A 17740-nucleotide genomic window follows, 5' to 3' on the forward strand; every position below is an offset into this window, starting at 1 on the left:
ACCGCATTGACGTCGAATCCGACTCCGCGATCACGAACGAACACACTGACCTGGTCGCCCTCGACCTCGGCGAAAAGATTGATTTCCTTCTCCCCCGAGTGCTTTGCCGAGTTCACGAGAGCTTCACGCGTCGCACCGAGGAGCGCGGTGAACGCTTCCTTGGGCAGACCGTTCTCGACGCCTTCGCCTTCGAGTTGTACGTCGCCGACCGTGACGGGGCGGACCGTGACGCCATGCTGGTCCTCCACTTCACCGGCGATGATCTTCAGACCTTCGGTCAGGCTCGTGTGGTCGATATCCCCGCCGCTGAACAACCACTTGCGCAGCTCACGTTCCTGACCACGGGCCAGGCGCGCCACCTCTTGCGGATTGTCGGACTGCTTCTGAATCAGCGCCAACGTCTGAAGTACGGAGTCGTGCAGATGCGAGGCGATCTCTTCACGTTCGTCGTTGCGAATTCGGGCCGCACGCTCGGCGCCGAGAGCCCTCCACATCCGCAGCCACAGCGGCACCGTCAACAAACCGACACCGATCAGCGTCACCACCACGGCCAGCAGGGACGAGCGCAGTGCTTCGAGGTCGACCTGAGCGAGGACGACGACGCCGAGACCCAAGATGATCAAGGTCGCTCCCCCGACCACCCGCGCCCACGTGAGAACGGTAGGCCGCTGCGGCAAGCCGATGACGGTCCGGGGACCGTCGGAGTCGAACTCGCGCCACACCAAAGCGGCACCGATCGCGACGACGAAGAACGGTGCGAGCACCGAACCCGCCGTGCCGCTGAACAGCCAGGACAACGCGGCTGCGCCGCCCAATCCGAGTGCGATCAAGCCGTACGCCCGCTGCCGCTCGGCCGCGGACGGCTTCTGGGTGTCCGTGCCGGCTGAGGTGAAGATCCAGAGGGCGCCGTAAATCACGATGCCGGATCCGGCCATCGCCGCCAGAATCGCGAAGGCGACTCGAACCTTCAGGACGTCGATCCCGAGATGATCGGCGATACCGCCTGCAACACCGGCGACGATGCGACCGCCGGAGCGCCGCTCCAGCTTTCGCAATGGAACACCGCCCGGAATGGGCACACCCTTCTTCATGGGTACGGCATGCACCGGTACCCCGTTGACGGGCGGGCCTCCCGTGAACCCGGGAGCGGGACCGCTCACGAACGGCGGATCTGACAGATATTGCACATAGTCGATACTGGCACGAACCACTCGCAGTCACATCAGGGTCCAACCCTGAATCAGGGCGGCGCCCCTGGCCCCGATCGTCACAAAGATCAGGGTTGGCCCTGATGCGCGGAGGCCGCCCCGGAAGCCAGGATTGATTCATGAACAATCCGACTTTCCAAGAACAGATCCAGGATCTGTGGCGGACCCGCCCCGTGCGTCTGCCGGCACAAGGTCACGTGGCCGGGGTATGCGCCGGAATCGGATACCGGTACGGCATCGACCCCATTCTGGTACGTGTCGCGTTTGTGGCCTCCACTATTTTCGGCGGCTCAGGCATCCTTCTCTACCTCGCCGGGTGGTTGGTGCTCGCCCGCGCCGGTGACGGATCGTCCCCCGCACAGTCGTTGATGGGCCGCGGACACAGCTCCGATTCCAGTACCAAGACCATCGTCTTGTTGGTGGCTCTCGCCATCGCGGCTACGACCGTCGGGCCTGTCGGCGTCGGCCTGGGTGGTTCCGGTCTGATCGGGCTGATTCTGATGGTCGGAGGCCTGTGGCTGCTCTACCAACGAGCGCCGGTCCCGCCTGCACTGCCACAGAGCACGTCACCGTACGTCGGCGCGGGTACCGCGTATCCAGGCACGGGATTCACGCCCGGGCCGTTCACTCCCGGATACTTCGCACCCAATCAGCCGCCCGTGTACACGCCGTACACAAAACTCCCCGACAGCTACGTGCCCGAGGAACGGCCGGCCGAACAGTCACCGCAATCTCAGGCCGATCATCCGACGATCAACCTGTCGAAGGACCCGAGCGCTTCAGCCGCCGCCAATCCGACCGAGGTGATCGGCGAGGCCGCCATCACACCGCCCTCCTGGGATCCGCTCGGCGTCGCTCCGTTCGCCTGGGATCTCCCGGACCCGGCAGTCAAAGCCACGCCGCTGCTGCCTTTGCCACCACGTAAGCGTCGCTCGCGATGGACGCTGACAGTGCTCGGACTCGCGATCATCGTCGCCGCCGTCACCGGGGCAGCGGGCGCGGCAACCGGCAACGAGTGGTTCACTCCCGGCCGAGTCGGTGCTGTCGGACTCGCCGTCATCGCGCTCGGCCTGATCCTCGGGGCATTCTTCCGCAAGGGGTACGGCCTGCTGGTCGTCACCGGACCGCTCGTGGGTTTCGTGCTTCTCGCCTCGTTGGTCTACCCGATCGATTTCGACGCCTCGGGAGAGCAAAGATGGACTCCGGCAACCGCTTCCGAGTTGGAGCCGTCGTACTCGGGAGCCTTCGGAAGCTTCACTCTCGACCTCAACGGGGTCAAGTTCACCGAGGACAAGACCATCGACGTCGCGGCGTCGTTCGGTGAGTTCGTCGTCATGGTGCCACCAACCGTCAACGTCAAGAACAGCTGCACCGTCGTCATGGGTGACGGATCCGGTTGCCTCGACGGCGGAATACACCCGGGCCGTGATGTGACACCGGATTCGCCCACACTGACCATCAACGCCAAAGCAACGTTCGGCAGTCTGAAGGTGACGCAATCATGAGCGAATACGACGAGACCACAGAGCACGACGAGACCCGAGAATCCAAGCGCCCCTCGGCACTTCTGCTGATCGCCGGACTGGCCGCACTTCTGGTCAGTGTGTGGGCGTTGGTCGGGCCATTCTCCCTGGCGCCGGCAGCGAACATTCAATTCCGTTGGCTGTTCGTCGGTGCCGCCGTCGTGGCAGGACTACTGCTGGTGATTCTGCCGAATCGGCGCAACCGGAAGTAAAACTGCTGTGCGCCTTTATTAACCGCGGGGGGTTAATAAAGGCGCACAGTTGTTTTTACTCCCACTCGATAGTTCCCGGCGGCTTGCTCGTCACGTCGAGGACTACGCGGTTCACGTCCGCAACCTCGTTGGTGATTCGAGTCGAGATGCGCTCGAGGGTCTCGTACGGCAGACGCGTCCAGTCCGCGGTCATCGCGTCTTCACTCGAGACCGGACGCAGCACGATCGGATGACCGTACGTCCGGCCGTCACCCTGCACGCCCACGCTTCGGACGTCGGCAAGGAGAACGACCGGGCACTGCCAGATGGTTCCGTCCAAGCCTGCAGACGTAAGCTCTTCGCGCGCAATGGAATCTGCCTGACGCAAGATCTCGAGGCGATCGCGGGTGACCTCACCGATGATGCGGATACCGAGTCCGGGACCGGGGAACGGCTGGCGTCCGACGATCTCTTCGGGCAGGCCGAGTTCGCGGCCCACTGCACGGACCTCGTCCTTGAACAGCAGACGCAACGGTTCGACCAACTTGAACTGCAGGTCTTCCGGCAGCCCGCCGACATTGTGGTGGCTCTTGATGTTTGCAGTTCCCGTGCCGCCGCCCGACTCCACGACATCCGGGTAGAGCGTGCCCTGGACGAGGAAGTCGACGGTCGCACCATGAGATGCGTTCTCGCCCAGAACATCACTGACTGCGCCTTCGAAGCTGCGGATGAACTCGCGGCCGATGATCTTGCGCTTGGTCTCGGGATCGGTGACGCCTGCCAACTCACCGATGAAGGTGTCCGCGGCATCCACGGTGATCAGACGAGCGCCGGTTGCCGCGACGAAATCCTGCTCGACCTGCGTGCGCTCACCGGCTCGCATCAAACCGTGATCGACGAAGACGCATGTCAACCGGTCGCCGATTGCGCGCTGAACCAAAGCCGCAGCGACAGCGGAGTCGACGCCACCGGACAGACCGCAGATGGCGTGTCCGTCTCCGACCTGCTCGCGAACCTGCTCGATCAGCGCATCGGCGATGTTCGACGCCGTCCACGCTGCCGGAATACCGGCAATCTCGTGCAGGAAGCGGCTCAGGACCTGCTGACCGTGCGGGGAATGCAGAACCTCAGGGTGGTACTGCACACCGGCGAGCTTGCGGGCGCGGTCCTCGAACGCCGCGACGGGAGCACCGTCGCTGGTCGCGGTCACCTCGAAGCCGGAAGGCGCTTCGGTGACGGCGTCACCGTGGCTCATCCATACCGGCTGCGTCGAGGGAAGACCGTCGTGGAGCAATCCGCCGGATACCGCGATGTCGGTACGGCCGTATTCGCGGGTACCGGTCTCGGCGACGGTGCCGCCCAGGGCGCCTGCCATTGCCTGGAATCCGTAGCAGATTCCGAAAACCGGAATGTCGTGATCGAACAGTGCGGGATCAAGCTTGGGAGCACCGTCTGCGTAGACACTCGAGGGCCCACCCGAGAGCACAACAGCCAAGGGGTTCTTGGCCACGATCTCCTCGACGGTCGTGGTGTGCGGAATCACCTCCGAGTAGACCTTGGCTTCGCGAACTCGCCGTGCGATCAACTGCGCGTACTGCGCCCCGAAGTCGACGACAAGAACTGGTCTCTGCTGCTCGATATCTGCCACAGGTGCAGTCTAATCGCCGCAGCCAGCGCTTCTGCGCATGCATGGACTCAGCCCGCTACTCGGCCGAGCGAGCGCGAGGTACGTCACTACAAAGGCCGCCCCCCAGAACTGCGCGGCGACCTCGCGCGGATCTAGACCACCGTCCAGGTCAACGGCGCCCCAATCACCCGCACCTTAGCTTCGGCAATCAATTCGGCAGCATCATCGCAGGCCAGAGCCCGAAATGGACGAAGGGTGAATTTTCTGGACGTTTGACCGATTCGCCTGAACCAAACGTCCAGTAAAGGTAATCTCGCCCGTCAAGTGATCAGGATCACGATCGCAAACGGCCGGCGCCGCCGAACGGCGCTCACCTCGAGGAGGACCTGTGCGTCGATTCATACGACGACTCGCCATACCTGTCGCAGCTGTGACGGCTGCCGCCGGACTTCTAGTCCTCGGCACGCCGGCCACTGCTGACGAAGCCCCGCCGACCACTTTCACCGGCACGACCGACAACCTGATCTTCACGAAGAGTGTCATCGGGAACGCGGCAGTTCACCCAGGCGACACCGTCACGTACAAGACCGAGATCAAGCACAACGAAAGCGGCATCGAACGGTCGATCGCAAAGATCCGTGACATCCCGCCCGCAGGATTCGTCCTCGTGCCGGGCAGCGCCAAGGCCACCTACCTTGGTGTGACCAACCGGGCCACGATCAGCAACGAATCAGACGGCGGAGTCTCCGCGAAGTGCTCGAGCGGCTGCACCTTCCTGGTCGGTGGATTCGTCGTCAAGAAGAACCAACCCGTCACGCTGGAAGCGACCTACACGGTCCCCGTCGGCACAGCATTCGGGACGTACGACAGCGGCATGCTCTTCGACGTCAACGCCTTCAGCACACAGCAGGGCCTCAACCCCATCAACGTCAACGTCCAGGTAGTCGACCCGTCTGTCGCCACCGGAACCACACTGGTTGCACCGGCAACGGCGAAGGTCGGCACGCCGGTCGACCTGACCGCGACAGTTGCGCCGTCCGACGCGAGCGGCACCGTCCAGTTCAAGGACGGCGGCAACGACATCGGCTCACCGGTCCCGGTCTCGGGCGGTAGCGCCACCCTCTCCCACACCTTCGACAGCGTCGGCGCCCACGACATCACCGCCGCGTACAACGCCGGTCCGGGATTCCACAGCTCGACCTCCGGAGTCCAGACCGTCGACGTCTCCGCGGACACCACCACCACGATCTCGGCCCCGAACGCCGCGCTGGTAGGTGACAGCATCACCGTGAGCGCTGTCGTCACACCGGCAAACGCCGTGGGCACGGTGCAGTTCAAAGACGGCGAGACCAACCTCGGCGCACCGGTGGCTGTAGTCAACGGGACGGCTTCCCTGACCCGCAGCTACGACGCTTCGGGTACCCACAGCTTCACCGCAGTGTTCACCGGCGAGGCCGGTTACGGCGATTCCGTCTCCACCGCAACCCAACTCGACGTCAGCGATCCCGACTGGGGAACCACGACCACAGTTGTCGAACCACTCACCGCTGTTGTCGGTGAACCGACCAACCTCTCGGCCACCGTCTCCCCCATCCCGAGCAGCGGAACCGTGATGTTCAAGGTCGACGGCGCCGAGGTCGGTACCGCACCGGTCGGCACGGGTGACGGCGTCGCGATCCTCCCGCACACCTTCGCATCAGCGGGCGCTGCAGCCGTGACGGCAGAGTTCTCCGGCGGAACCGGATTCATCGGCTCCACGTCCACGTCGTTCACGGTGAACGTCACCGATCCCGAACCCGCGCGCGCCGACACCACGACGTCTCTGACCGTCAGCGGCTCGGCTCAGGTCGGAAAGGCATTGCAGCTCAAGGCCACCGTCGCACCCGGAACAGCAAACGGAATGATCCAGTTCAAGTCCGGCACGACGCCCATCGGCGCACCCGTTGCCGTCGTCAACGGCGTCGCGACACTCACGCACACCTTCGACGACGAGGGAACGTTCGGCCTCACTGCCAACTTCGTCGGCGACGCCGGTTGGAAGAACTCCGTCTCCGGCCCGACGGTCGTGCAGGTCGGCACCGCACCGACCGACGGCGGCGGCACCGGAAGCGTGGACACCGGTTCGCTCAGCGGCCTCATCCCGCTCTTCGGAAGCTAGTCCCCCACATCAGCTTTGGACACCACTCCCGTACCCAGCTCAGGAGAATCCATGTTCGTGTACTCCAGACGTCGCATCGCGGCGCCGATCGCAGCCACGGCACTCGCCAGTGGCGTCATCCTCGCGGGAATCCCCGCATCAGCGGCCCCCGTGACAACAACCTTCGGCACGAGTTGCCTGGCAACCCCGTCCGCTGTCGCCGGTCCGACCACGCAGTCACAGTCCGGCTCGGTCATCGTCGACGCACCGGAATCCATCGGCGCCGGTGAGACCTTCGAGGTCACCATCCAACCCGGCCCCATCGCCTTTCCCGGCTCCGCTTCCGGGGCGACCGTCCAGAACGTCTCCCGCATCAAGGTCGACGTCGACGTTCCTGCGAACGCCACCCTGGTGGAAGCCACCATCGTCCCCGGCACCTCGGCGGGGCTCAGCGGTGTCGCGCCGAACATCCTGCGCGTCAACGAGAACGGCAACGTCGATCCCAACGGAACGATTCTGCGCCTCTCCGGAAACAACCAGGTCATCGGAAACAGCCCCAGCTCGAGCATCAACTCCGAGGGCGGCATCGTCGTCAAGGCGACCGGCAAGAACGTCGACGGTTCCAACAATGCCGACGGCTACACGCAGTTCCAGCTCCCCCAGGTCAAGGCAGTTCTCAAGGCCGGCGATTCAGGGGACGTCGCGATGAAGGTACGCACCGGCGGCAGCGCGGGAGCGTGGAACAACGATCGCAACTTCCTCACGTTCCTCCCCAAGGCCACCCTGGTCATCACCGCCTGGGCACCCACGCGATGCACCCCGCGTGACGCCGAGAACGGTCCGCTCAACAGCGGCGCAGGCCCCCTCGCCACGACGCGGATCATCGAGGCGGACAAGGCAACCACCACCACAGTCGTCGGACCGGCCAACGCCAAGAACGGAACTCCCGTCACCCTGTCAGCCAACGTGAGCGGCGGCGCAAACGGTGGAACCGTCCAGTTCTTCGACGGCGACAACCCACTCGAGGACGCCGTGCCGGTAACCGGAGGGTCGGCCAGCATCTCCCCGACCTTCACCGAGGACGGACCGCACTCCATCACCGCGAGCTACAGCGGAGCCCCCGGGTTCCTGGCGTCGACGTCGGCGTCGGCCAAGATCGTGACCGTCACGACCGATGCACCGCCGGACGCCGTGACCACTACCGCCACGGTGTCGCCGTCGACCGCGAAGGTCGGACAGGACGTCAACCTGACTGCCAAGGTCGATCCGCAGGGTACCGGCGGCACCGTCGATTTCATCGTCGACGGCACCGAAACGGTCAGTGCTCCGGTCGGAACCGACGGAGTTGCCGTCGCTCCGTACACCTTCACCTCGACCGGAACGCACAAGGTTGTCGCGAAGTTCACGGGCTCACCAGGATTCGCGCCGTCCGCTGCCCCGGCATTCCCGGTCAGTGTGACGACGCCGGCTCCGGCCGACGTCGAGACGACCACGGTTCTCGACGCCGTCGGAACTGTTCAGAAGAACACCCCGGTGACGCTCAAGGCAACGGTCGATCCGTCCAGCGCCACGGGCAAGGTCCAGTTCAAGGTCGGTGACACCCTCATCGGTGGACCGGTCGACGTGGTCAACGGTGTCGCAACGGTACCGGCGACGTTCTACAACTCCGGGACCTACAGTGTCACCGCCGAATTCGTGGGCGCTTCGGGCTACACGGCCTCCGCATCCGCGCCGCAGACCCTGACCGTCCCCGGCGATACGGACGGCGGGCCCGGAGGCGGGACCGGCAGCCTCGACCTCGGCACTCTGTTCGGGTCGCTAGGAGGCTGACACTCTGAAACAGAGATGGGGCGTGTCGTCGAATCCTCGACGACACGCCCCATCTTCGTTCGCGGCGAACTATCCGGCTGCCGGCTCCGCCGGAACAGCGGTAGCTGTCTTGCCGCCGGTGATCTTCACGATCGGCAGGACCAGCGCGGCCGGGGCCGACGCCGGCACCACAGGCGACTTGGGTGCAATCGGAGCCAAACGCTCGTAGCCGCTGCCCTGGGCGGGACGCAGGTCGGTCTCCCCCTTGTTCGGCCACAGCGAGGCCGAGCGCTCGGCCTGAGCGGCAATGGTCAGCGACGGATTCACACCGAGGTTGGCCGAGACCGCTGCGCCGTCGACGACGCTGAGCGTCGGGTAGCCGTACACGCGGTGGTACGGATCGATGACGCCGTGATCGGAATCCGACGCGATAGCGCAACCGCCGAGGAAGTGCGCCGTCAGTGGAACGTTGAAGATCTCGCCCCACGTGCCGCCCGCGACGCCGTCGATCTTCTCGGCAACTCGACGCGTCGCCTCGTTGCCCTCCGGGATCCACGTCGGGTTCGGCTGACCGTGGCCCTGCTTGCTGGTGACCTTGCGTCGACCGAACAGGCCCTTCTTCGTGTACGTGGTGATGGAGTTGTCGAGGTTCTGCATGACCAACGCGATGATCGTGCGCTCACTCCAGTCCTTGACCGTCAACATGCGCAACATCTGGTACGGATTCTTCGCAACCACACCGAGGAACTTGATCCATCGGGGCGTCTTGCCGCCGCCGTCCGTCATCAAGGTCTGCAACAGGCCCATCGCGTTCGATCCCTTGCCGTAGCGGACCGGCTCGATGTGGGTGTCGCTGCTCGGGTGGAACGACGAGGTGATCGCCACTCCGCGGGTCAGGTCGAGTGCGGGATCGACCTTGTACTTGCCTGCGCCGACAATGGATTCGGAGTTCGTTCGAGTCAGCTCGCCGAGCTTGTCGGAGAGCTTGGGCAGCGCTCCGGTGTCCTTCATGTCGAAGAGCAGATGCTGAGTGCCCCACGTTCCGGCCGCGAGAATGACGTTCGCAGCCGTGTAGGTGCGGCGGTTCTTTCGTCCGAATGCACCGGTTCGCTCGGTGAACACGTCCCACGAACCGTCGCGAGCCTCACGAAGCCCGGACACGGTGGTCATCGGAATGATCTCGGCGCCGGCTGTCTCGGCAAGGCCCAGATAGTTCTTGAGGAGCGTGTTCTTCGCTCCGTGACGGCAGCCCGTCATGCACTCGCCACACTCGATGCAACCGGTGCGCTCGGGTCCGACGCCGCCGAAGTACGGGTCCTTCGCCTTCTTGCCCGGCTCACCGAAGTAGACGCCGACGGGCGTCTGGATGAACGTGTCGCCGACACCCATGTCATCTGCGACGGACTTCATGATCTCGTCGGCGGGCGTCATGTGTGGATTCTGGACGACGCCGAGCATCTTCTGAGCCTGCTCGTAGTACGGCGTGAGCTCGCTGCGCCAGTCGGTGATGTGCGCCCACTGCTTGTCCTGGAAGAACGGCTCCGGCGGCTGGTACAGCGTGTTGGCGTAGTTCAACGACCCGCCGCCGACGCCTGCGCCCGCGAGAATGAGGCAGTCGCGCAACAGGTGCACGCGCTGAATGCCGAAGCACCCCAGCTTCGGAGCCCAGAGGAACTTCTTGAGATCCCAACTGGTCTTCGCGAAATCTTCGTCGGCATACCGTCGGCCGGCTTCGATGACGCCGACCTTGTAGCCCTTCTCCACGAGACGAAGCGCGCTCACGCTTCCGCCGAACCCGGATCCGACGATCAGTACGTCGTAGTCCGTTGCCCGTTGCTTGCCCATCAGGACACCTCCACCGTGAACCGTAGTTACCCGCCAGTATGCACCTATCCCTTGTGACTACCACCACAAGGGGCCCCATAAGCGTAACCGCAAGTATCAGGAACGGAAGAAAGTCCTGCACAACGAACTGTGGCCCCGGTTCACGAAGAACCGGGGCCACAGAAAGGTACAAACTACGCGCGGACTGTCAGCCCGACCTTCTGGAACTCCTTGAGATCGGAGTATCCGGCCTTCGCCATCGACCGACGGAGACCACCGACGAAGTTCAGCGAACCGTACGGATCGTCCGAAGGGCCGCTCAGAACCTGGTCCAGACTCGGACGCTCACCATAGGAAACCGGAAGAAGTGCTCCACGCGGAACCGAAGGATGAGCCGCAGCGGACGGCCAGTACCAGCCACCACCCGGCGCCTCGGCGGACACGGCCAGCGGCGTGCCCAGAACGGCAGCGTCGGCACCGCAGGCGATGGCCTTCGCCAGATCACCCGAAGTTGCGATGTCACCGTCGGCGATGACGTGGACGTAGCGTCCACCCGTCTCGTCGAGGTAGTCGCGCCTGGCTGCTGCAGCATCGGCAATGGCCGTGGCCATCGGAACGCCGATGCCCAGGACCTCACCGGTGGTGGTTGCGCCCTCGGTAGACCCGTACCCGACGATGACACCGGCAGCGCCGGTACGCATCAGGTGCAGCGCGGTGCGGTGGTCACTGACCCCACCCGCGACAACCGGAACGTCGAGTTCCGAGATGAACGTCTTGAGGTTGAGCGGTTCCTGCTCGGTGTGCACGACGTGCTCGGCCGAGATGATCGTGCCGTGGACGACCAGGAGGTCGATGCCCGCCTTGATCAGCTCCGGCGTCAGTGCGCGCGCATTCTGCGGACTGACGCGAACGGCAGTGGTGACCCCCGAATCACGGACCTGCGCCACCGCAGCTGCCAGAAGACCGGCCTGCAGCGGAGCCGCATGCAGCTCCTGCAGGTAGCGGATGGCCGCGTCGACGCCACCGTCCTTCTCGGCGATCTCGACGAGACGCCGGAGCTTCTCCTCGACATCGGGGTGACGGCCCCACAGGCCTTCACCGTTGATGACACCGAGGCCGCCGCGCTTACCCAACTCGATCGCGAAAGTCGGCGAGACCAACGCGTCGGTGGGATGTGCGAGGACAGGAATGTCGAACCTGTAAGCGTCGAGCTGCCAAGCAGTCGACACCTCCTTCGACGAACGAGTTCGCCGGGAGGGAACGATGTTCACATCGTCCAACTCGTAGGTACGTCGGGCCGTTCGACCCATGCCGATCTCAACGAGGTCGCGCACGCGCGCCCCTTTCTCGTGTACTGGTTGCTAACGAGCGGTGTAGTTGGGTGCTTCGACAGTCATCGTGATGTCGTGCGGATGGCTTTCCTTCAAACCGGCCGCCGTGATCTGGACGAACTGAGCGTTCTGCAGGTGCTCGATCGTCGCCGACCCCGTGTATCCCATGGCAGCGCGCAGACCACCGGTGAGCTGGTGCGTCACCTGCGAGAGCGGGCCACGGAACGGGACACGTCCTTCGATGCCTTCCGGAACCAACTTGTCCTCGGAAAGCACGTCGTCCTGGAAGTACCGATCCTTGGAGTACGACTTGGCCTCGCCACGCGACTGCATCGCGCCGAGCGAACCCATTCCGCGGTAGCTCTTGAACTGCTTGCCGCCGACCAGAATCAGTTCGCCGGGCGATTCAGCGGTACCGGCCAGGAGTGAACCCAGCATGGCCGTCGACGCACCTGCGGCAAGAGCCTTCGCGATGTCACCGGAGAACTGGAGTCCACCGTCAGCGATGACGGGCACACCGAGAGGCTTGCACGCGGCAACCGCTTCCAGGATGGCCGTGACCTGAGGGGCACCGACACCGGCGATGACGCGGGTGGTGCAGATGGAACCAGGGCCGACTCCGACCTTCACGGCATCGACGCCGGCTTCGACCAGTGCCAGAGCACCCGCGCGCGTAGCGACGTTGCCACCGATGATCTGAACCCGCTCGCCCAGTTCACGCTTGAGCTTGGCGATCATGTCGAGAACGTTGGACGAATGCCCGTGCGCACTGTCCACCACGAGTACGTCCACACCGGCATCGGTGAGCGCCATCGCGCGCTGGAAGGCGTCATCGCCGGCACCGACTGCAGCGCCGACGAGCAGTCGACCGTCACGGTCCTTGGTGGCGTCGGGATGCTGCTCGGTCTTGACGAAGTCCTTGACCGTGATCAGACCGGTGAGCTTGCCGTTGCCGTCGACGATCGGCAGCTTCTCGATCTTGTGCCGACGAAGAAGACCCAGTGCCACGTCAGCGGTGACGCCTTCCTGAGCGGTGATCAGGGGCATCTTGGTCATGATCTCCGCGACCGGGCGGTTCTGGTCGACCTCGAAACGCATGTCCCGGTTGGTGACGATGCCAACCAGCTGGCCGGCGTCGTCGGTGACAGGCAGACCCGAGATGCGGAAACGAGCGCACTTCGCATCGACCTCACCCATCGTGTCGGTCGGCTTACACGTGACGGGATCGGTCACCATGCCGGCCTCGGAACGCTTGACCGTCTCGACCTGTCCTGCCTGGACCTCAACCGACGAGTTGCGGTGCAGAACACCCATGCCGCCGGCGCGTGCCATCGCAATTGCCATGCGCGACTCGGTGACGGTGTCCATCGCAGAACTGACCAACGGAATCCGCAGACGGATGTCGCGGGTCAGTTGACTGGACGTGTCGACCTGGCTCGGGATGACGTCGGACGCAGCAGGCAACAGCAGCACGTCGTCGTATGTCAGTCCCAGCATCGCGACCTTGTTGGGGTCGTCTCCTCCGGTGTGTACATGTCCTGCAGAACTACTCATGCGGTCAGGACCCTCCATGGACCTAGATTCGCCCAGGGCGACCGCTGTAGCAGCCGCCTCGAAACGGATTACGAAAGCTGGATATCGGATAGAAGGCGCCTGCACGGAAAGAAATTCCTGGCACCTTTTCCCGGCGTTGCACACCATGGTATCGGCTCACTCAAAGGTCCGAACCATCCCACCCACGCTGCGTGTACGCGTAACAAGTGGCGCTGACCCCCCTGACCTGCGTACCGTGGTGCTGTGCGTGATCAACTGCCCCCCGGTCTGCCGCCAGATCCCTTCGCCGGCGACCCAGCTGACCCCTCCGCGGCTCTCGATGCCATCGAGCCGGGCCAACCACTCGACCCCCACGAACGCCAAGCGGTCGAGGAGGATCTCGCTGACCTCGCTGTATACGAGGCACTCCTCGCTCACCGCGGTATCCGCGGTCTCGTAGTCTGCTGCGAGGACTGCCAACAGGATCACTACCACGACTGGGACATGCTGCGCGCAAACCTGCTGCAGCTGCTCGTGGACGGAACCGTCCGCCCTCACGAGCCTGCCTACGACCCGATGCCTGAGGCATATGTCACGTGGGACTACTGCCGTGGATACGCCGACGCGTCGATGAACGAGGCGATGCACGGCGACGGTTTCGACAGCTGAGCGAAACCTCACCCAAGCTCATACGAAAGTGGCCGACAAGCAATTGCTTGTCGGCCACTTTCGTATGAATTCAGATCGGAACGATGCCGATCAGAGCGGGTCTCAGGGCGGCGGTGACGAGAAATCACCGGACGGCGACGAGGCAGGCGCCAGAGACGTCGTCGTCGTGGTGGTGGTCGTTGTCGTCGTGGTTGTCGTCGGCAACGAGGTCGGAGGCGTCGAGGAAGCCGACGTCGGCGGCAACTGCAGCTGCACTCCCGGATCTGGTTTGGTCGAACTTGTCGGTTCGCCAGGTCCCTGAGGATTGAGCGGTTTGACCGAGGAGCCCGGAATTGCCGTGATCGAAGTGGTCGGGCCGGCCGGCTGACCACTCGTCGGCGGCGGCGCTACGGGTGACGTGGTCTCCTGGACCTGCGTCATCAACTTGCCCCAACGCTCGACGAGGTCGGTCTTGTCCTGCGAGTCCTTGACCGCATCGGCACGGTGAGCTGCGTTGTCCAGCACCATCTTTGCCGCAGGAATGTCTCCGGCAGCCAACAGCCGCTCGGCCTTTTCCAGCTCGGAAGTCGTGTCGATCTTCGCAACTGTCGAGTTGGCCTCGTCGGCGAAGACGACCTGCTTGACACCCCACAGGGCATCGCCGGGCTGGGCGTCGTACGCCATCGCCGTCGCGCCACCGAAGACCACTGCTGCAACAGCTGCAGCGGCGGCGATCGGACGAACCACACGCAATCGAGAACGGGAACGTGAACGCTGACGATCGGAGAAGCCGGACGGCGTCGCTGTGATTGCAGCGATGACATCGTCCAACAACGGACCCTCGGGCATCGGAGTCGCAACGACATCGTCACGCCATTGCGAGAGGATCAACGCAAGTTCGTACTGTTCGGTGCTATCGGTTGCTACCGGCCCACCATTCGAAATGGATTCGATCAGCGCATCGTCACGCCGAACCGCAGCCAAATCCACTGGCGTACCGTCGTCGGCGAGATCACCGAGATTCGAAGCGTCATGCCCCTCGTCTCTAGCCAAAGCTCTCACCTGCTTTCGTCACTTCTTTTTTCAGTTTCGCGATCGCTCTGTGCTGAGCGACTCGTACAGCTCCGGCGGTACTACCGACGGCGACGGCCGTTTCCTCGGCCGACATCCCGACCACCAGGCGAAGTATCAAGATTTCTCGATGCTTCTCCGGAAGTGTGCCGAGAAGTTCGTGCATCTGTCTGCTGGACTCCGAATCGAGAGCTCGCTGTTCGGGACCATCATCCAGTGCTATTACATCCGGTACTTCGGAAACGGGCTCCGACTTGTTACGGGCGGAGCTTCGATGTGCGTCCGCAACCTTGTGCGCGGCAATTCCGTACACAAAGGCCATGAACGGGCGTCCCTGGTCCTGATAACGCGGCAGCGCGGTCATCACGGCCAGACAGACTTCCTGTGCGACGTCGTCAGCGGACAGGTGTCCTCTCTCGGCCGCACCCACTCGACCGCGGCAGTAGCGCACCACCATCGGTCGGATGTTCTCCAGAACCAAAGCTAGAGCTGTACGGTCGCCCTGCGCAGCAGCGGCGACCGCGGTGTCCAACTCATCGCTCGTATTTGTCATCGTCAGCGAAAATCCTGGCGTTACAGTGGCACCTCCCGAGCGGGTGTGCTCCCGCTCTCAGCGGAACCCTCTAAGAGTAACCATCCGGACCGACTGGTCTCCGCATACCTGCCCAGCAGTCGCGATATCGATACAGCTCCTTCTGGAATGTTCTCCGGAGACTTCGGTGGAGTGGTTACGACAAAGGTAGGAGTGATCCACCACGCATCGCAATCAGATCGCCGATCTCCCGGGCACTCGGTGAGGTTCTCTCACCGCTGACACCTTCGATCAACAGAGACGACGCCCAGGCCAGGGGCAGCAGGCCGTATTGCCGGCACCGCGCGAACACATCTGCTGCCATCTTCACGGCTGCGCTCGCGTCTGTTCCGGTCAGCGCGGCGCTACGCAGCAGATCCGACTTCACGCGGTGCCGCACAGACTCCGATTCCGCTGACAATTCGACGGCGCGTTCTGCGTGTCTGCGGGCACGAGCGAAGTCGCCTCCCGCCAACGCCAATTCTGCGGAGACCCATTCGATCCGAATTTCCTGCCGCCACAGCCCGCCCTCGGCATCCAGACGCGCCCGACATTGCGCCAGCAGGCGCCAGCCGAGCGGGAGCCTGCCACAGCCGAGGGCGTCTGCGGCCAGACCGGTCAGAGCGTCACAGGCAGCCTCTGGATCACCTGGCAGGCCGCCGACGATCGCCAGTGCGCGCCCGTCCCACGTGGACGCGAGTGCATGGCGTCCGCTCTGGCGAAGAAACGACGCCCTCGTGCTGGCAGACAGAGAGGCAAGAACTCGATCCGAGTGCGTCGAGAACCCGGCCGTGAGCCGATCGAGGACATCCAATGCAGCCCGCGCTCTTGCGTAGTGGCCCTGACCACCCAGCACTACTGCCGTTGTCCACCAATCTCGGGCAGAGCAAGGCGCCGGGAGGCGGTCGAGATCCGGATCCGCACCGAACGCGGCAGACTCGAGGGACCCTGGAAGTGCAGTTGTTTCGTTGGGCACAGGTGATTGAGGGCGCGCAGGTGTCGACACAGGTTGATCATCGCAGCAGCACGAGCAGACATTCGCACGACCGGCGTCACACCAACGATGCCAAAAGTCGCACGAAACACGAAAAGGCAAGTTTGTCGGAGTTAATCAGATATTCAACTGAGATTTGCCAAATGTACTCGTAATGATATTTAACGGGCATATATCCGTGACGTTAACTGCGCATTACTTATTGGACGGATGTCCTAGTTGAAACTTGGGCACTAAGTCCCGAAATGGATTGCAACCCCGCCCACGCAATATCGGACAAATGACGCAAACCGAGCCGAATGACCGAGTGATTTCGCCGGGCGATCAGCCTCGAACATATCCCTGATCTGTAGGTTTCGCATCTCGAGCAGCCGGGCTTGCCGGCCGCCACCTCGATCGACCCAATTTCGACATCGGCGCAGAACAACGCACGAGGGGCCCGAAATGTAAATATATACTTCGTTAACTCTCGCATTTCGATATATGCCGATCGCCACTGAACGAGCCTATTGACGCGATTTACTCAGCACCCTTACGGTTAGCAAGCGTGAACGATTCAGAAGGCCCGGATAACCTCCGGGCAACTTGGTCCGCTCGTTGATCAACGCGAGCTTGCAGTAAGGAGTCAACATGCCTGCACCGAATCACCTTCCAGGCCCCAACGCAGACATCTGGGACTGGCAGATGCACGGTCTGTGCCGCGGAGTCGACTCCTCCATGTTCTTCCATCCCGATGGCGAACGCGGTAGAGCACGTGCCCAGCGCGAAACCCGCGCAAAAGAGATGTGCCGTCAGTGCCCGGTCCTGATGCAGTGCCGCAGCCACGCGCTGACCGTCGCCGAGCCGTACGGCATCTGGGGAGGAATGTCGGAAACCGAACGTGAACTACACGCGCGCCACCGTCGCACCACCCGCATAGCTTCCTGATACACGTAGGTAGAGCGCACTAGGCCCCCGAGAGTTTTCGGGGGCTTTTGCGTGTGGACGGGACACCGTCGAAAATGCGTGTGGACGGGACACTGTCGAAAATGCGTGTGGACGGGACACTGTCGAAAAGAATTTCCGACACGACCCATCCGACCGACGCCCGCCTCCGAATGCCTTCTGACAGTGCACCTCAGCACATCCCTTCAGGAAGGCAGACCCATGAACACCTCTACTCGAGTTCTGGCAGTCACCGCAGCAGCCTCTTTCGCCGTCTTCGGCGTGGTCGGTTGCTCCTCGGACGACAACGATTCGTCGACCGACACGTCCAGCGCCGCCATGACGTCTT

14 protein-coding genes are annotated in these 17740 nt (G+C 63.5%); 6 read left to right on the plus strand and 8 right to left on the minus strand.

All coding sequences use genetic code 11. The features are described from left to right. Positions 1-1091: ATP-binding protein (locus tag A2J01_RS05925; protein ID WP_064112308.1), on the minus strand; the 1091-nt coding region annotated here is incomplete at its 3' end. 236 nt (positions 1092-1327) lie between these two features. Between A2J01_RS05925 and A2J01_RS05930 the strand changes: the two genes are divergently transcribed. After that, positions 1328-2713, plus strand: coding sequence for a PspC domain-containing protein (locus tag A2J01_RS05930; RefSeq protein ID WP_007727507.1), 1386 nt, complete (start codon positions 1328-1330; stop codon positions 2711-2713). Then, on the plus strand, positions 2710-2943 hold the full coding sequence (locus A2J01_RS05935; RefSeq protein ID WP_003940832.1) for a hypothetical protein: 234 nt from the start codon (positions 2710-2712) through the stop codon (positions 2941-2943). Before A2J01_RS05930 ends, A2J01_RS05935 begins: the two co-directional genes overlap by 4 nt. Before the next feature lie 55 nt (positions 2944-2998). On the opposite strand, the gene guaA is transcribed toward A2J01_RS05935, so the two are convergent. After that, positions 2999-4570: a glutamine-hydrolyzing GMP synthase gene (gene guaA / locus A2J01_RS05940; protein WP_007727510.1), complete on the minus strand. Its 1572-nt coding sequence runs from the start codon at positions 4568-4570 to the stop codon at positions 2999-3001. Positions 4571-4937: 367 nt separating this feature from the next. Here guaA and A2J01_RS05945 point away from each other — a divergent pair, with 367 nt between their 5' ends. Further along, positions 4938-6707: an Ig-like domain-containing protein gene (locus A2J01_RS05945; RefSeq protein WP_064112305.1), complete on the plus strand. Its 1770-nt coding sequence runs from the start codon at positions 4938-4940 to the stop codon at positions 6705-6707. 51 nt (positions 6708-6758) lie between these two features. Continuing rightward, a complete protein-coding gene (locus A2J01_RS05950) occupies positions 6759-8516 on the plus strand; it encodes an Ig-like domain-containing protein (RefSeq protein ID WP_064112306.1) in 1758 nt (585 codons plus the stop codon). Between the two features lie 69 nt (positions 8517-8585). Here the strand turns inward: A2J01_RS05950 and A2J01_RS05955 are convergent, their stop codons facing one another. From A2J01_RS05955 to guaB, 3 genes are all read right to left on the minus strand, one after another. Next, positions 8586-10340 (minus strand): GMC oxidoreductase, encoded by a 1755-nt coding sequence (locus A2J01_RS05955; RefSeq protein ID WP_003940689.1) that lies wholly within the window; start codon positions 10338-10340, stop codon positions 8586-8588. Positions 10341-10513: 173 nt separating this feature from the next. After that, complete coding sequence (locus tag A2J01_RS05960; protein ID WP_003940976.1) at positions 10514-11653, minus strand: GuaB3 family IMP dehydrogenase-related protein; 1140 nt, start codon at positions 11651-11653, stop codon at positions 10514-10516. Positions 11654-11680: 27 nt separating this feature from the next. Further along, a complete protein-coding gene (gene guaB / locus A2J01_RS05965) occupies positions 11681-13204 on the minus strand; it encodes an IMP dehydrogenase (protein ID WP_003940903.1) in 1524 nt (507 codons plus the stop codon). Positions 13205-13447: 243 nt separating this feature from the next. On the opposite strand from guaB, the gene A2J01_RS05970 reads away from it, so the two are divergent. Continuing rightward, positions 13448-13852 (plus strand): DUF5319 domain-containing protein, encoded by a 405-nt coding sequence (locus A2J01_RS05970; protein ID WP_003940777.1) that lies wholly within the window; start codon positions 13448-13450, stop codon positions 13850-13852. 102 nt (positions 13853-13954) lie between these two features. Here the strand turns inward: A2J01_RS05970 and A2J01_RS05975 are convergent, their stop codons facing one another. From A2J01_RS05975 to A2J01_RS05985, 3 genes are all read right to left on the minus strand, one after another. Continuing rightward, positions 13955-14893, minus strand: a complete 939-nt coding sequence (locus A2J01_RS05975) for an anti-sigma-D factor RsdA (protein WP_230359675.1) — start codon at positions 14891-14893, stop codon at positions 13955-13957. After that, entirely contained in the window at positions 14877-15455 is a 579-nt protein-coding gene (locus A2J01_RS05980) for a sigma-70 family RNA polymerase sigma factor (RefSeq protein WP_003940953.1), read from the minus strand. Before A2J01_RS05980 ends, A2J01_RS05975 begins: the two co-directional genes overlap by 17 nt. A gap of 175 nt (positions 15456-15630) precedes the next feature. Next, a complete protein-coding gene (locus A2J01_RS05985; protein WP_003940892.1) occupies positions 15631-16329 on the minus strand; it encodes a hypothetical protein in 699 nt (232 codons plus the stop codon). Between the two features lie 768 nt (positions 16330-17097). On the opposite strand from A2J01_RS05985, the gene A2J01_RS05990 reads away from it, so the two are divergent. Then, positions 17098-17394, plus strand: coding sequence for a WhiB family transcriptional regulator (locus A2J01_RS05990; protein ID WP_003940939.1), 297 nt, complete (start codon positions 17098-17100; stop codon positions 17392-17394). The last annotated feature ends 346 nt before the right edge of the window (positions 17395-17740 follow it).

Source organism: Rhodococcus sp. EPR-134, assembly GCF_001647205.1.
In the GTDB taxonomy this organism is placed as follows: Bacteria; Actinomycetota; Actinomycetes; order Mycobacteriales; family Mycobacteriaceae; genus Rhodococcus_F; species Rhodococcus_F qingshengii.

What these genes read in the sequence shown, in the direction of transcription:
- A2J01_RS05930 (WP_007727507.1), top strand. Translation starts at nt 1,328, where the DNA reads ATGAACAATCCGACTTTCCAAGAACAGATCCAGGATCTGTGGCGGACC.
- A2J01_RS05935 (WP_003940832.1), top strand. Translation starts at nt 2,710, where the DNA reads ATGAGCGAATACGACGAGACCACAGAGCACGACGAGACCCGAGAATCC.
- guaB (WP_003940903.1), bottom strand. Translation starts at nt 13,204, where the DNA reads ATGAGTAGTTCTGCAGGACATGTACACACCGGAGGAGACGACCCCAAC.
- A2J01_RS05950 (WP_064112306.1), top strand. Translation starts at nt 6,759, where the DNA reads ATGTTCGTGTACTCCAGACGTCGCATCGCGGCGCCGATCGCAGCCACG.
- A2J01_RS05980 (WP_003940953.1), bottom strand. Translation starts at nt 15,455, where the DNA reads ATGACAAATACGAGCGATGAGTTGGACACCGCGGTCGCCGCTGCTGCG.
- A2J01_RS05990 (WP_003940939.1), top strand. Translation starts at nt 17,098, where the DNA reads ATGCCTGCACCGAATCACCTTCCAGGCCCCAACGCAGACATCTGGGAC.
- A2J01_RS05955 (WP_003940689.1), bottom strand. Translation starts at nt 10,340, where the DNA reads ATGGGCAAGCAACGGGCAACGGACTACGACGTACTGATCGTCGGATCC.